The organism is Paenibacillus sp. B1-35 (assembly GCF_050474385.1).
Taxonomy (GTDB): Bacteria; Bacillota; Bacilli; order Paenibacillales; family Paenibacillaceae; genus Paenibacillus_B; species Paenibacillus_B alvei.
In genome coordinates, this window is the sequence record NZ_JBCHVJ010000001.1 from 1,122,487 (window position 1) to 1,136,823 (window position 14,337).

At 39.9% G+C, this 14,337-nt stretch carries 17 protein-coding genes; 3 read left to right on the forward strand and 14 right to left on the reverse strand.

Annotated elements, in window-relative coordinates:
* Positions 1–33 precede the first annotated feature (33 nt).
* From ACQ5BJ_RS04655 to ACQ5BJ_RS04675, 5 genes are all read right to left on the reverse strand, one after another.
* Positions 34–474: a hypothetical protein gene (locus ACQ5BJ_RS04655; RefSeq protein ID WP_005549879.1), complete on the reverse strand. Its 441-nt coding sequence runs from the start codon at positions 472–474 to the stop codon at positions 34–36.
* A gap of 35 nt (positions 475–509) precedes the next feature.
* Positions 510–980: a hypothetical protein gene (locus ACQ5BJ_RS04660; RefSeq protein ID WP_005549878.1), complete on the reverse strand. Its 471-nt coding sequence runs from the start codon at positions 978–980 to the stop codon at positions 510–512.
* Positions 981–1,523: 543 nt separating this feature from the next.
* The gene (locus ACQ5BJ_RS04665; RefSeq protein ID WP_005549877.1) at positions 1,524–1,652 is read right to left on the reverse strand and encodes a hypothetical protein; all 129 of its coding nucleotides are present in this window, start codon (positions 1,650–1,652) and stop codon (positions 1,524–1,526) included.
* Complete coding sequence (locus ACQ5BJ_RS04670; protein WP_268622881.1) at positions 1,636–2,130, reverse strand: accessory gene regulator B family protein; 495 nt, start codon at positions 2,128–2,130, stop codon at positions 1,636–1,638. Before ACQ5BJ_RS04670 ends, ACQ5BJ_RS04665 begins: the two co-directional genes overlap by 17 nt.
* The gene (locus ACQ5BJ_RS04675) at positions 2,111–2,827 is read right to left on the reverse strand and encodes a hypothetical protein (RefSeq protein ID WP_163977506.1); all 717 of its coding nucleotides are present in this window, start codon (positions 2,825–2,827) and stop codon (positions 2,111–2,113) included. Before ACQ5BJ_RS04675 ends, ACQ5BJ_RS04670 begins: the two co-directional genes overlap by 20 nt.
* Before the next feature lie 681 nt (positions 2,828–3,508).
* Between ACQ5BJ_RS04675 and ACQ5BJ_RS04680 the strand changes: the two genes are divergently transcribed.
* Positions 3,509–4,486, forward strand: coding sequence for an EndoS/ChiA family endoglycosidase (locus ACQ5BJ_RS04680; RefSeq protein ID WP_430108833.1), 978 nt, complete (start codon positions 3,509–3,511; stop codon positions 4,484–4,486).
* A gap of 782 nt (positions 4,487–5,268) precedes the next feature.
* Here the strand turns inward: ACQ5BJ_RS04680 and ACQ5BJ_RS04685 are convergent.
* A complete protein-coding gene (locus ACQ5BJ_RS04685; protein ID WP_430113386.1) occupies positions 5,269–5,499 on the reverse strand; it encodes a hypothetical protein in 231 nt (76 codons plus the stop codon).
* A gap of 64 nt (positions 5,500–5,563) precedes the next feature.
* Between ACQ5BJ_RS04685 and ACQ5BJ_RS04690 the strand changes: the two genes are divergently transcribed.
* Positions 5,564–5,662: an IS3 family transposase gene (locus ACQ5BJ_RS04690; RefSeq protein WP_157267143.1), complete on the forward strand. Its 99-nt coding sequence runs from the start codon at positions 5,564–5,566 to the stop codon at positions 5,660–5,662.
* A gap of 71 nt (positions 5,663–5,733) precedes the next feature.
* Here the strand turns inward: ACQ5BJ_RS04690 and ACQ5BJ_RS04695 are convergent, their stop codons facing one another.
* From ACQ5BJ_RS04695 to ACQ5BJ_RS04730, 8 genes are all read right to left on the reverse strand, one after another.
* Positions 5,734–6,171 (reverse strand): hypothetical protein, encoded by a 438-nt coding sequence (locus ACQ5BJ_RS04695; RefSeq protein WP_268622878.1) that lies wholly within the window; start codon positions 6,169–6,171, stop codon positions 5,734–5,736.
* Between the two features lie 162 nt (positions 6,172–6,333).
* Positions 6,334–6,654: a hypothetical protein gene (locus ACQ5BJ_RS04700; RefSeq protein ID WP_005549871.1), complete on the reverse strand. Its 321-nt coding sequence runs from the start codon at positions 6,652–6,654 to the stop codon at positions 6,334–6,336.
* 690 nt (positions 6,655–7,344) lie between these two features.
* On the reverse strand, positions 7,345–7,536 hold the full coding sequence (locus ACQ5BJ_RS04705) for a phage terminase small subunit-related protein (protein WP_430108837.1): 192 nt from the start codon (positions 7,534–7,536) through the stop codon (positions 7,345–7,347).
* 704 nt (positions 7,537–8,240) lie between these two features.
* Entirely contained in the window at positions 8,241–8,561 is a 321-nt protein-coding gene (locus tag ACQ5BJ_RS04710) for a hypothetical protein (RefSeq protein ID WP_005549867.1), read from the reverse strand.
* A 286-nt stretch (positions 8,562–8,847) separates the two neighbouring features.
* Positions 8,848–9,300: a hypothetical protein gene (locus ACQ5BJ_RS04715; RefSeq protein ID WP_430108840.1), complete on the reverse strand. Its 453-nt coding sequence runs from the start codon at positions 9,298–9,300 to the stop codon at positions 8,848–8,850.
* A gap of 155 nt (positions 9,301–9,455) precedes the next feature.
* A complete protein-coding gene (locus ACQ5BJ_RS04720) occupies positions 9,456–9,899 on the reverse strand; it encodes a hypothetical protein (RefSeq protein ID WP_430108842.1) in 444 nt (147 codons plus the stop codon).
* A 985-nt stretch (positions 9,900–10,884) separates the two neighbouring features.
* A complete protein-coding gene (locus tag ACQ5BJ_RS04725) occupies positions 10,885–11,112 on the reverse strand; it encodes a hypothetical protein (RefSeq protein WP_430108844.1) in 228 nt (75 codons plus the stop codon).
* A gap of 148 nt (positions 11,113–11,260) precedes the next feature.
* Positions 11,261–11,479 carry a hypothetical protein gene (locus tag ACQ5BJ_RS04730; RefSeq protein ID WP_430108847.1) on the reverse strand — a complete coding sequence of 73 codons (219 nt, stop codon included), beginning with the start codon at positions 11,477–11,479 and terminating at the stop codon, positions 11,261–11,263.
* A gap of 518 nt (positions 11,480–11,997) precedes the next feature.
* Between ACQ5BJ_RS04730 and ACQ5BJ_RS04735 the strand changes: the two genes are divergently transcribed.
* Positions 11,998–14,100 carry an LGFP repeat-containing protein gene (locus ACQ5BJ_RS04735; protein WP_430108849.1) on the forward strand — a complete coding sequence of 701 codons (2,103 nt, stop codon included), beginning with the start codon at positions 11,998–12,000 and terminating at the stop codon, positions 14,098–14,100.
* Positions 14,101–14,337: the final 237 nt, after the last annotated feature.

Here is a 14,337-nt window from a genome sequence, read left to right on the forward strand (position 1 = left end):
AAAAGCCGCTGATTATCAGCGGCTTAATTCATGTTATATATCATTTACATCGAAATTAAGCGAATATTGAGTCAGTGAATGATTTACTTTCTCTACAAGTAAATATAACTTTGCTCCATTAGGAATGTATATGTTTTCAATAAATTGATGTGGTCCAATGTTATAATTTGCATACATTAATCCCGTGCTTGTATTATCGATATACTGAATTTTTAAAGCTAATCTAAAATTATTCCAATCATCCTTTGGCTGAATCCATGCAACAAATCTCTGCATTTTACCCGTGTTATTAGTCCATATAAACCAGTCCTTGTCAGTGTTACCCTCGATGTATAAATTTACAGCGTTCTTGGGGAAGATAGTGATTGCAGATTCTTGAGTATCCCCTATGCCCTTAGCTGCAAATACGCTTGTTGCAAATACCAACATAAATACAAATGCAAGAATTGATGTTACAAATCTTTTATGCTTCATAATATCCCGTTCCCCCGACATAAAATTTTCGAATTCTAAACATCGTACATAATGAAGTTTAATCTATATTGTTCCTGAGTAACAAACTTGTTAGCACTTGCTCTGACATATAAAGTTGCACCTTGAGGAACATATAAATTCCTTATGATTGCAGGAAACTCAGAACCTGGTTTTGTTGGTTCTGCATACAGCAATGTGGATTCTCTCGTTTCGGTGTACTTTATTTGAGCAGCTAAATCAAGCGAAGTTTGTCCACCATTTGATCTTAAATCCAAGAGGATCCAGCGATCTTTGCCACTATTATTTGTCCACTTATACCAATCAACATCTGATGCATTTGCAATGAAAAGATCATAAGGTTGATTAGAAATTAACGTTAATGCATTATCTCTCGTATCTCCAATTCCGACAACATTAGTTGATACATCTGCAGCGATTGCCGGTTGTGTCATTGTCAGTAACAACATGGATGCAAAAAGAACAGAAACCATTTTCTTAATCCTCATAGTCCTTTTCCACCTTTTTATGTAGTAGAGTTGTTTTCCCAACTCTCTCCTAGATAATACCATCACATTACTTATAGTGTATATAGAATTTTGTATTTTCTTCCTATTTATTCCTCTACACTCTTAGTTCTTGCAGTAACCTCATATTTTTATATAAGTGCTGGCTCAACGAATCCTATACTAATCTATCCAGTAGCTGTATCAACCTTAGTTACCTAGCTTGTAAAAATATCTCCACCAAAGGCTTGTCAAGGTGCGAATTTTTTAATGTTCACGACTTGATCTATTTTAGACATAAGAAAAAGCACCGGTTAGGGTGCTACAAGAAACATCATCTATGCCACCAAGATTCCACTATCTGATGAACAATAGCTGGTTGGTAACCTCTTCCTATCAAATAAGATACTGACGCAGCTTCTCTAAAGGAGCGGCATTTAAGGAAAAATAATTTTCAATACTGATGGCAGGATTTTAAACCGTGGCAGTTATATCAAAACTGCGATTTAAATGTCCGAGTTCCATCAACATATGTAGTCGGCCTTCTTACTTTACATCTTTTTTTAATGCTTCCGGGAGCTTCTTAGCACCGAAAACGATTTTTGGTTTCATTGATTGCTTTTCAGCTCTTGTCTCCATTCGATTCATTAGAAACATTTCAATCTTTTTTCTCATCCTTAACACCTCCTTTCGGTAAAATGGTTAGAGCTTGTACAAAGAAAACAATTGCTAAGATGGTCGACTGTACTACTAAATTGATGCTAACAATGAATACTGCCAAGCATTTATATATTGTACCATTTTTATGCACAGCAATCTCTTCAAACCAATTTGGAGCACGCAAAAGAAATATCAACATAGATATCATCGTTACTATAACTACAGCCGTTTTAGATAACGGTATTACAGGTACGATCACACAGAATAGTGAAGTCATGATCATACACACAGTTAATGATGAAAAATGAATGCCACCTGAAAAGCTTCGGATAGTCGCTAATCCCACGAAAGCTAAAACTGACTCCATAAGCTGTCCAAAAATGGCACCTATTGTAATTGTAATTAAAATTACTCCGTATTGATTTATAGTCATCGCAATACCGTATTCAAGCACTTCTATATCTACTTCACTGTCAGGATTGTTTTTCTTCAAGGTTCTTGCAATATTCCTCGAAAGACTCTCTAACACTTTCATCATCCCCCTGATCAGATAAAAAGTAAGCAATTCCGAAGCTTGCTAATGAAAGCATCATGAGAAGTATGTAATTTTGAGACATAATAATGACTAATGTCAAAAATATAGTTATTGCGGATACAACGCCTGAGATGATTACAATGCGATTACTATATTCTGAATACTTGATTCGAAATGTATCATGCGGTGGAACGATAATAAATGAAAATCCCATGCCTGTTGCTCTGAGGAGCACTGCTATTGCTGCACATATAATGAAGGAACATAACTGAATTGAGTTAACAGGATAACCTGTATTAGCAAATATAACGGATTGGTCAGCTACTCCTAGAGCAGCTAAACTATAGTAAACGATCATTTGAATGGATATATAGGCAGACAAACCTGATCCAATAATAAACGCTGCATAATGAAGTCTGTATTCTAACACAGAATAGTAAAAAAATACAAGTATGATATATTGCAAGGGCAAATCCCATGTAGGCAAATTGATCTGCGTCCTTAGTAGGAATGAGCATATTGCTAATGCCACGGATAAAATGAGCAATTTATATTTGTACCTTAATAAAGGCTGCTTATATATCTTTAGGATTAAGGCATTAACAACTGCAGCATCAAGAGTACTAAACAATAGGTAAGTAAAAGACTGACTCACTAACACACCACCCTTTATAGTTATATAAGACTATTATAAATTAGGATATCTACGTATGGTATTGTTAATTTACTTTAAAGCTTGTAAAACAAAAAAAGAAAATCTCTCGTTTCAAAAATAGCGTAGATCACATCTTAAAAAATAACCGCATATGTAAATTGGATCGTGGCCATTATAGCGGGCGGACAAGGGATTACCATCTTCAAAACTTGGTTTGATTTTTTGCGCAAATATTTTTTTACTACTGGTCCTATTCATTTTTGTAAACTTCTGGACGATAATATAAATGTCTCGACTTTTTCAAAAATGGCGCTCCTTGACGTATTTGGCATATAAGAGCTGCTAGCAGACTCCATCGTGTAAAAAATAACCGATTAGCTTATGAAGTTCCTCATTTAAATCTTCATTTTCAAACAGATGGGCGATCTCTAGTTTTGCAGATGTAGTACGCCAATCGAGAGTCAAAAAGTAATACGTAAATACTTATTTGAGGAGGTTTTGAAATTATGTTTAGATGAAGAGTATAATGCAAGCTGGCGTTATAAACCAAGGTCTATCTCAAAGCCCAACAACGACATCACTTCACTGCAATTGTATTCGGTATAAAGACAGAATCCCCTGGAAATGTAACCGCTTACTTAAGTGAGCAAATATTATAGTTAAGGAAGGAAGTCCGCTTTTATGAAGAAAACATCAATGTTGTTAATCTTGTCGACAGTTTTAATTTTATCTTTAGTGAGTGGCTCAATTATTTCAGCTAGTCCATCAACTTCTTCAGGAAACGAATTGACCAAAGGTCAAAAATCTCCTGTAATGATGGCGTACTACAGAACATGGCGTGACGTAACCATGCCTCATGATTCAAACTCAACTCTACCAGACCCTAATGTGACAGCTATGACAGACATTCCTGAAGAAATCGATATCGTTTCCGTCTTCCACTATGTAAAACCAGGAACAGATGAACAATTATTTTGGGACACTCTTCGTGATACCTACGTGCCTACCTTGCACGAACGTCAAACCAAAGTGATTCGCACGATAGATATTAGGGAGCTATATAACGTACCTAGTAGTAGTACAATGCCCACTTCCAAAGAATATGATGATCATGCGCAATCCATAATAGATAAATACGTAACTCCCTACAATTTAGATGGCTTAGACATTGATATGGAGGAAACATTAACACAAGAAAAAGAAACAAAAGCTTTTGGTTCTTTTGAAGCTCTGTCTAAACGTTTGGGACCAATGTCGAATAGCGGCAAACTGCTTATCTATGATACAAACAAAGACAATCATAGTCTTTTCAAAAAAGTAGCTCCATTTTGTGATTATTTGTTTCTACAAGCTTATGGCAGAGCCCCTAGTAGATTAGATAGTACATGGGCAACTTATAAAAATACGATCTTCCCAGATCAGTTTCTTCCAGGTATATCCTTCCAGGAAGAATTAGGTGCAAATTGGGGGGATGCTCAGGAACCATTTGAAACAAGCAGAGCTTACAAATATGCTGCTTGGCAACCGAAAGATGGTCCTAAAGGAGGAATGTTTATCTATGCCATCGATAGAGATGGAAAAGAATACGGAGATAATACAATTACTAAAACAGACTTTAATTGGACAAAAAAATTAATTGATGTCTTGAAAAACAACTAAATATTTCTGTAATGCGTCTACTTGACGGAGAATAGCCATTATCATTAGCCATTGCAGAAAGTTTTGAGAGCCGTGAGAGATTCTTTTCTCAACGGCTCTTGTTTACTACCGATTAGAATTCATGATTGTATTTTTCAAGTACTCCTTGAACTCTGCATATTCGCATTCTGTGATTATTCGTGGGAAGCTCATAATGACAAGCTCATGAGGTTTATATTGTTCCTTATATGGAGGATGTTCGTGATGGTATTTGTTTTCTTGGAAACCAAGTCTCATGTAAAAGTTTTTACGTCGAATCGAAATGGGGTCTATCGGTGGATCAATCTCTAAAATCACAATTTCGTTCGCTTCAATAAATTCTTGCAAACAGCGTGACCCCAGATTATCCCCTTTCCTATTTGGATGAATTGAAAAATGTTCAATATATGAAAATCGTTTCGTTTTCCAGTAACATATCAGCCTGATGAGAAAATATCGAGAGAAGGGTGAATTTGGGCCTTTGGATCAGCAAGGAAGACGCCAGCAGTACATCGCCAAGATCGTTTCGTAAATCAGCTAAAACGGGAGAATGAAATGTTAAAAAGCGTTTGGAAATCTGGATGCGGGAGGAACGACTCAAAAATATAGAATGATGAAGGAAGTAGCAGGCGAGTACAGTGCTAGTGATTTATGCAAAGTGTTAGGTGTCTCCAGAAGTGGATACTATGCTTTTTTAAAGAGGCATAAGGTGGATCATGACAAACCATTGAAAGACTTGATTCAGACGAGTTGCTGATAACTTGCTACAACGGCAGTTTCAAGCCGAGGTTCCCAATCAAAAATGGGTAGCCGATGTCACACAGTATCGTTGTGGCAGATAAATGGTTGTACCTTTCGGTCAACGACTTGTTCAATCTGGATTGATCGTTCATAGCGATCAAGGGTTCCAATACACGTCCTACGCTTACCATGACATGCTGCCGAAGGTTAGCGCCCAAATCAGCATGACTTGGAAAGGCAATGGTTACGATCATGCCTCTATGAAGAGCTTCATCTCGCATCTCAAAACGAAAGGGCTCTATCCTTCATATCCGAAGTTTGGACGAGGCACAAAGGCAAATTGAAGAATATATTCATTTTTATAATCATAATCAACCACAAAGAAAGCTAAAAAAGCTGCCGCCAGTAGGGGACTGACGACAGTTAGGTGCTTTTTCTAAGTCCACTAAATGGGGTCTTGACCACACTAGCGGCTTTAATAGTTAAAATTAAACATCATATGCATGTAAGGAAATTGTATATTGCGCAATAGTGTCTACTACTCTTTCAACAGATAAATACAATGTTGCTCCATCAGGAATGTATAAGTTCCCAAGAATTTGGCTAGGTCCTGGAAAGTGATTTGCATAGTGAAATTCACTGGTTATCCCGTCACTATATTTTATGATAAAACCAAACCTAAAGTTTCTGTTATCTCCATCATTTCCATTCAGCCACGATCCAAATCTTTTTGTTTTTCCAGTTTGGTTTGTCCACTTATACCAATCTTTGTCTGTGCTATCCTGAATGAATAAAGTGTAACTTGCGCCTGGATCTAGGTTAATCGCACTTTCTTTCGTGTCCCCAACACCTTTAGCAGCAAAAGCGCTCGTTGAAAATACCAGTATCAATGTGAATACCAGAAGCGTTGAGATAAACTTTTTCATAATCTCACACCTTCATATGTAGTAGAGTTGCCAACTCCCTCCTAGATAATACCATTATCATACTTATGAAGTATATGGATTTTTGTATTATCATTCCATTTAATTACTATATTTATTAGTTCGTTTCATATAAAAAGCCGCTAATCAGCGGCTATCTTTCAATTAGTAAACGTTAATATAATATTGTGCGACGTATTTCCCGTTTTTATCATACCCTGTGACCGTTGCGTAACCCTTTTTCAGTCCACGAACCTCACCGGAAAAATAATTAACGCTTGCACAGTCCGATCCATTAGTGGAGACATAATAAGCAGATCCACTCAGATACGCAATGCCACCTACCGGAACCGAAACACTAGTATTGATGAACGATGCTTTAATTCCATTCTGCGTAACATTTTCAGCCGCAAAGCTTGTTGTTGGGCTCAATACACCTACCAACAGTGCCGCAGTGGTACCGAATACAATCAATTCCTTTTTCATTGAACAACCTCCTTAAATGGTTATTTATGACTTACAATTACTATAAAACAGTAACAAAGCTTCTACAATCCATTTTGAACAAGTTGTAAAATTCCCACCAATTAAAGTAATTTTTACCCTGACATAATCATTTAGGAATCATATCCATCCGTCCAACGTGGTTTGCTCTTGAGGCGCCTATAGACGCTAACCTGACAATCGATACCCTTAAATATAGGGGAAAAGACTTGCGCGGCCTTCCATTATATAAGCGTAAAGAAATATTATCTTCTGTATCATTCAATATTAGTCGTATCATAATGACACCTTACATTGAAGGTGCTGGCACGGCATTATTTGAGGACATATGTTCAAAGAAGAATGAAAAAACCAGAATTTATCTTAAGGATTATAAAAACGAATGATACTCAACAATATTCATGTCTCGGGGAACAACTTGCGGAAATTCTATCCGCTATATATGTTGCGGTCTCGCCACTTGGTTTTACGGACGCAGGCTTGTTTGTTATCGCCGAATCGCGCAGCTTCGCAAGCTTGCCAACCATGTTCGTGCCGTATTCGTGTGAAGGAGCCCAGTTTCCGCCAAGCGACTCGATCGTTCGAGCCGTCCCATATAAATATACAAAGTGACGCTGATCAGGTGTATCCTTTTTCGGATACCCAGCAGCGCCAGCTTAAAGCGCCAAATGGTCAAGGTGAGCTATTGTCAAAGGGAACGTTACCTTTTAAATCGTCATCCCATTTGTCGATGCTCTTCCATTTGCGTACATGGGATTCAGTAAGGCAGAGTTCAGCAGCAACGTCCATCAACTTCATATCGCCGCCGCTGTCGAGCCACATTTCCCTTGCTTTATCTCTGTTCGGGCTGCGCGCTCTTGCCATTTGGTCAACATCATCACCTCCATTAATTGGTTAATGTTGTTTTGTAGCTACTCGTGCAATAGTTAATCTAAAGAAATATCATCATCCAAATAGTCCAGTACACGTTGCCCATACTATCACTGATTCTTACAGTAATCGCCTTCTTTTGCGTCGATTATTTCGCAGCTACGAATAATGCTTCCTGTTTGACCGCTCAAATCTTCTCGTCTGCGTTCCATTGTCTCATTTCCTTTCTGGGCATTATAAAAAGCCTCCCATATGAGAGCGAGCTTTATACTAATCACGTCTATTCTTTTAATAATCCCCATCCTGCGCCAACCTAACTCCTTTTGGTGTTATTAGGAGCCTATCAAACCATATTATACGCACGTTATTCTCATACTTATGATGCATTTTTCCTCCAGTGGCTAACGCACCTTTCCCACCTTTGATCAGACCTGCGTTTTTTAGTTCTAAGATGTAGTAGGCTAAGGTTAAAATGTTTGTTCCTCTTTACTCGACTCTTCCAGTAAATATTTAAAATCCGTCATCTCTGGAACCTTAGAGTTTGCTATGTTTGTAAGGAACCAGATCTGTGCCTCATTTATATCTATCATTAGATCCCTCCTCTCGTCATACTTCAACACAAAGAAGGTATTCCCCCTATGAAAAAAGCCGCTGATTATCAGCGACTAAATCCATGTTGAATATTATACACATCTGATTTAAGACTTATAAATCCAACCTTCGTAAACTCCTCTCCACTCCTTGCCTTTCAACTGCCACTTTTTGATTTTCAGTTCACCTTTCCAAATACCTTTACCCTTCGTACCTGTACCCACATAATAGTACGTATCCGGAACATCGTTTTTATTAGAATAGTACTTCGGACCATTGACGTCTGTGATCCATTCCTTTTCCTCCTGCGCAAAAACAGAATTAGTAGTCGATACTTCTGTTTTTGTAGCAGCAAAGCCTGATGTCGGAGCCATTATACTTGCCAGTAATGCTGCAGTTGTGCCGAATACGATCAGTTCTTTTTTCATTGGAACATTCCCCCTGTTATGGTTATTTGTTGTTCGCGATTACTATAAAACATCTATCCAGTTTCTTCAATCCATTTTGAATAGAATGTAAATTTCCCACCAAATAAAGTAATTATAGTCACCTATTTTTATTTAATGTAACCCTGCTCATAACCACTTGGAAATAACCCCCCAAGGAGCGGCTAACCGAAGAAAAATCATATCTGCCTTGCACTATTAATGCATGTGTATCATCTCATCACGATAAATAAAAAGCCGCTCAAATGGAGCGACTTGATGAAGCTCTTTAACCAGGTTTTTCATATGTTAAACTAAAATTTTTGATTTCGTAAGGTTCGGGGTTATTCCCGGTTGATTTCACGAATAAGTATACTTTCCCTGCATATGCAGGAACTAAAATATTATGAAAGTCCAGAAAAGTTCCACTCTTACTCTTTTCTGCATAAAACGGCAATGTCCGATGTCCGAATGGATACACCATAACCGCTCCTAACTGTAGATTATTTTGTGCTGATGATGTCCAAATTTGAAAATTCAAATATCTATTCTTCGTTGTCTTATTTCCCCATGTAAACCAATCATAATCTGTGGAATCTTGAATTATACCATTAAGTCTGATACCTGGCTCAATTTTAATAGCTTTTTCCATAGTATCCCCCATACCTGGTATCGCAAATGCACTTGTAGAGAACACCAACATTAAAGCGAATACCAGAAGCGTTGATACATACTTTTTCATAGTATCCCACCTTTGTATTTAGTGTATATTTTTCCATATCCACCCTGCACTATACCATTTTATTACTATTATGGCATAGTATTTTCTTCCTCTTTAATCCGTCCTTTTTTGGATGAAATGAAAAAAACCACCCCACTAGGAGGCGGCTTTCTTTGTCAAACAATCACGTATATATGATATGGGGCATCCTTTCCAAAGTCTCGAGCAGTATGACCCTTAACTTCTAAGTAGATAACCTCTCCTGGCCGAAGTTTTACATCGTAAATAGCGTCCTTTTTGCCTGCACCTTCATCTTTTCCAGTAAGGATATCTCCATTAGGAAAATACGCTCTGATGTCATAGTTAATAAAACTAACGCTCGAATCAAGGACAAAGACTGCTACAATCGTACTTCCAGTTTTATTTGTGAACTTGTAAAAGTCGCTATCTTGATAATCCAAGTAACCGACTTTTTGTTGAATTCTCCCTCCCAATTTTTCTGCTGTTAATTCCACAGCAGTTTCCTTAGTGTCAGCATAGCCTTTTTCCGCAAAAGCGCTAGATGAGAATGGCAGCAATAAAGAAGCACAGATAAGAATAGATGATAAAGCTTTCTTCATAGTATCCCACCTTCATATGTAGTATAGTTTTTCCCAACTCTCTCCTATATAATACCATTATTATCCTTATTGGTATATGACTTTTCTTTTTTTCTTAATAACAGTGCCACCTCCCTGAGGAGCGGCTATACTCGCTACTGTGTATTTCTATATGGGGTACATTCCTCCATTTTTAAACTTAATATCTCTTTAACATCAATTAGATTGAATTCATCTAAATTCATATACCGTTACCCTATCAAATTAAAAAGCACCCCGAAGGATGCTTATAATACTGAAAGACTTTTAAAGATTGCATTTGAAATTTGGCTATTAAATATCATTTATTGTTTTCCCGTGTGTTTTCAATAAGACTGTAGGTATTATTTCTTTTAGGGAAAAATTTATCATATATATCTGCTTTCGCCATCGCCTTTACGAAAGATGGAATGTCGCCGTTAACGGCATTACTCCGTAATCCATACATTTCTTTCATCAAACTAAAAGTCGCGTCTCTTTCCCCATGGTTATCAGAATATACCAAACTTGTATTCAACGAAACTCTGTAAACTCAACTGATCATGCCCGGTAGACATCAAGGCCTCACATCCAGTTATCAGATTGATTATACCTTCTTCAAGACTTTTGCTAGAACAAAAACTCAAATAGTGGTTTAAAACAAATAGCCTTCTTCGATTTCGCTTATCGTACTCTTACAGAAGAACCCTTAGATGCACACTTACGCGCTATTGATGAAGCTATTTCAATTAATGAGAGAGGAATCCAACAAAAATGACTATAAATACAATCCCAGTACCAATAGTATCAAGAAAAGATTATTAAGAAGAACAAGAAGCACTTCTTGTTACTAATTTTCTTTCAATAATCACCTTAATTAGACACATAAAAAACATCGCGTCTTAATCGGTAGCATTACCTAATCTTGTTTATTACCCGCGCTGTTTTATATACGTCTATATATGGTGGCTTTCGTACGGGGAACTTTTTAGATATCTTTATTTTTATACAGCTGTAGTAGCGTCCACCCTGTCTTACCTGCTCCTGTCTTATGATACATCATATTTTTTAAGAGTTTATTATCAGTAAACTGTCCGACCTTTTCGAACTCTTCTAATGGTCTTTTTAACATGTTTCCCGCCAATGTATCATGATCAATAAGACTTAGCTTATTATCAACTTGTCCAACCTTTTCCTTTAATTCTCCCAAAATCATGCTTAAGTCATCTTTCAAATTATCAGCCTTTGTCGCTTCTCGAACCGAAATATATATTGCTACAAACACTAGGGATATTGATACAATGTAGACCCATACGATATAAGCTCCATAACTTTAATATTATTTGCATGTGATGCTCCAAAGGTTAGCGCAATACAAAATCATCCAGCACCAATCTCGTGTCTCCATTCCCACTTCTTTTACGCCTGTTCACTCCAATTCCACTATTTGAATATCCATAATTATACATGATGAACAGGATCAATAGGCTTTCACTTTGATAAGCTGCCCGCCGTTCTATTCCCCGTTTATTCCCCGGCCGTCGTCCTGTATCAAGCCATTCTAGTCTATATTCGGTATCCAATATCATTTCCCCTAATGTCTTTATCTCGGAGTCAAGAGCGGTGATATCTGCTTCTTGCACTATATCCTTTTTTGTATGTACTTACGAACTTTCAGCCTTTAATTTCATCAACATTGAAGCCTGGGCATCCCTTCATGCCGTGATCCCCACACTGCTGGATACCTGCCGACGTCTTAATCTTCATTCATCATACTTGGTTTCTATCTGGCTACTAGGTGGGGCCTATTTGACGTCCACAATTCTTACGATGCCGTAGAATACGGCTCGGATGCGCATAGAGAGCAAGTTATTAGGGCATAGTATTGATATATTCGTTAAACCACGGCCCGTAAGACGTCGAAGTCCATTAGGTTCAGTGTATCATGCTGATCCACATAATACTCGATGGGATGTGGCGATACGAATCGGTGGAAATTGCCTTGCTCCGGGAAACATGCGTATGAGCGTGTTGTGACTGACAGTGTTGTCGGCCGGGGTGATAAGATGACCAGAAATATCAATGTGTGAGGAGTAAGACAATGACAATCATCGACTTCGATGACCTCCCATCTGAAACGTACGTACAGACACAATACGCAGATCGTGGTGTTGTGTTCCCAAATGGTGCTTATATTGAAGGGGGCGTTCTACGGGCCGCTAAAACTGTTGGGGTTGAGTTCCCAGCGCAGTTGGGTCCCCTCATTATAGATTTTACCAGTCCACAGAGACACGTGCGCTTCTATGCATCGACTACCTTATCGAACGTCGCACTAAATGGAACCCTACGTGCGCTAAATGCCAGCGGTGTGATCATCGCTCAGGACGGCCCAAAGTTAGTCGCACCGTACGTGTTTACAACTGCATTCGAGGTCAATACTCCCTCGTCGATGATCGTGCGCGTCGAATTCGAAATGGATAACCAAAAAATAGAAGCAATCAACAACCTAGAGTTTGAGGGCGAACCGCCAGGTCCTCTTCCTACAAACCCGCCGGTGGTACGAATTACGTCTCCAGCAACTGACGCTCAACTTGAAGTGATGCCGATCATCGTTACGGGAGAGATCACTGGGGAGGGACTCTTACCAATGGCTACACTCAAGCTAACCTACCGACTCCCGCCGGATTCAACAGCACCACCATTTTCTACCTTGGTACAACTGTCCGGATCTGGTTCGACGCGCTTCTTTTTAGCGCCTTTAGGTTTGTCATTTTTGGGGCCACAGGAGATTACCATTGAGGCTCAGAACATCGCGGGACTTACGGGATCTAGCACAGTACACTTTACGTATTTTCCGCAGCAGATTCGTAGCCGCTATGCGTCTGAAGGGGGCCTCGAAACCTTTGGCGATTTTCGATGGAGTAGTGGCGACGACATTGCCATCTACGAGCGTGGTGCCATTTGCGCCAGCGAAAACACTAGTCTGGTAATCCTGGGTCAGATCTTTACCAAGTGGTTATCTATCACTGGGCGACTGGGGAGACCGACATCTGAAGAAAGAGATGCCCCCGGCGGTACTAGAGCTCAGGACTTTAGAAAGGGTCGTATTTACTCTGGAGCAACGGGAACTTACTACGTCCCGTCTATCTTTGTGCAAGCCATAGACCAACTTGGTGGGGAGATTGCTACCGGGCTGCCTATCGCCGATCCACGCGCGTCTCTCGCAACAGAAACCTGGCAATTCCAGCAGTTCGCACGCCCTAATCAGCCAGGCTTACCCTCCACGTTAGAGATAAAAGGTAGCCCATCCACTCTTTGGGTAGAACGCCAGGGCGGTGATCTCTCTGAACTCGCGGATGTTAGTGCTCCATTGGCCGAAGACTCACCAACCCTTTGGCTACAGTTCCCATGCAATGGGACTGCGGAAACTGGGCTTTGCAACATTGTCCCACCTACGTCAGCCCCGCCGATCGAGAATGCTGGTCTAAATTACTGTGGTGGAAGCGTGTACAGACCTTGGAACTTAGGGGGGCCACCGGAATGGAAAGCTATCGATGGTAACTACGTTCTTACCCCGATGCTCGGCATTGTCAAGAACTTTGAGCTAGCCGAATGGGATAACCCGCTAACTCATGAGTACTCCAATGACTGGGTAATTCCTGTCCGGCCGCTGCATCCATACAGAAATCTCCTCGCCGACAACCATTTCCTAATGGAAATTGAAACAGAGGCGTACTTCCTGAATTACTACATTGCTGAATGGGGTTCACCTCTTCGTGGAGATCTCTTGTTTGTCAGTGGACGCTGGATCATCGACTGCGGGCATAGCCCTTATAATTCGGAGATCCATCCACCTTCAATCCTGGCGTTCATGCGTACCGGCACACACTACGGCAAGCCAGCGACCGTGGCGACAGTGTTCGTACTTGGGTTCTATACAGGCGATCCTGTCGAGATTGATATTTTCCCTCCGCCACGCCCGTCACCGGATGCAACAATCGTCGCCGAGGTGCAAATGGGTGGGGAAGGCCTTTTGGATGTGACTATGGACAACACTCTTGTCTCCTCCAGCATCATCCGCTTGCGTTTCACGGCATCTCCCCGACGTGTCCCCGTTACAGACGCTGGGGAGATGAAATGGCAAAACGGGAGGGGTGGCTCAGTTCGGTGGTATGTCTACTGGACCGAATCCAGCGGCGCCTAACCCGCGGTGAGCCTCTGCCTCTAGCCCCAGCAAAAAAAGAACGACATTAAGCGCCCTTACGTCAGGAGAGTTTGATTATTTACAGTATGATCGAACGGCGAAGGAATGACCTATTTGTTTACAGAAGCCGCCCTAACTGGCAAATCAACAGTATCCCGAACCACTAAGCCAGTAAGAGTAATTGAAAATGGGGTAACCCCTATTCATAAGAAAGTTTTTTACGGCGTAAGGGGTTCG

Excerpts from the sequence above, each read along its gene's own strand:
- ACQ5BJ_RS04655 (WP_005549879.1), bottom strand. The coding sequence starts at position 474 with ATGAAGCATAAAAGATTTGTAACATCAATTCTTGCATTTGTATTTATG.
- ACQ5BJ_RS04660 (WP_005549878.1), bottom strand. The coding sequence starts at position 980 with ATGAGGATTAAGAAAATGGTTTCTGTTCTTTTTGCATCCATGTTGTTA.
- ACQ5BJ_RS04665 (WP_005549877.1), bottom strand. The coding sequence starts at position 1,652 with ATGAGAAAAAAGATTGAAATGTTTCTAATGAATCGAATGGAGACAAGA.
- ACQ5BJ_RS04680 (WP_430108833.1), top strand. The coding sequence starts at position 3,509 with ATGAAGAAAACATCAATGTTGTTAATCTTGTCGACAGTTTTAATTTTA.
- ACQ5BJ_RS04685 (WP_430113386.1), bottom strand. The coding sequence starts at position 5,499 with ATGATCGTAACCATTGCCTTTCCAAGTCATGCTGATTTGGGCGCTAAC.
- ACQ5BJ_RS04695 (WP_268622878.1), bottom strand. The coding sequence starts at position 6,171 with ATGAAAAAGTTTATCTCAACGCTTCTGGTATTCACATTGATACTGGTA.
- ACQ5BJ_RS04700 (WP_005549871.1), bottom strand. The coding sequence starts at position 6,654 with ATGAAAAAGGAATTGATTGTATTCGGTACCACTGCGGCACTGTTGGTA.
- ACQ5BJ_RS04705 (WP_430108837.1), bottom strand. The coding sequence starts at position 7,536 with ATGGCAAGAGCGCGCAGCCCGAACAGAGATAAAGCAAGGGAAATGTGG.
- ACQ5BJ_RS04710 (WP_005549867.1), bottom strand. The coding sequence starts at position 8,561 with ATGAAAAAAGAACTGATCGTATTCGGCACAACTGCAGCATTACTGGCA.
- ACQ5BJ_RS04715 (WP_430108840.1), bottom strand. The coding sequence starts at position 9,300 with ATGAAAAAGTATGTATCAACGCTTCTGGTATTCGCTTTAATGTTGGTG.
- ACQ5BJ_RS04720 (WP_430108842.1), bottom strand. The coding sequence starts at position 9,899 with ATGAAGAAAGCTTTATCATCTATTCTTATCTGTGCTTCTTTATTGCTG.
- ACQ5BJ_RS04725 (WP_430108844.1), bottom strand. The coding sequence starts at position 11,112 with ATGATTTTGGGAGAATTAAAGGAAAAGGTTGGACAAGTTGATAATAAG.
- ACQ5BJ_RS04735 (WP_430108849.1), top strand. The coding sequence starts at position 11,998 with ATGACAATCATCGACTTCGATGACCTCCCATCTGAAACGTACGTACAG.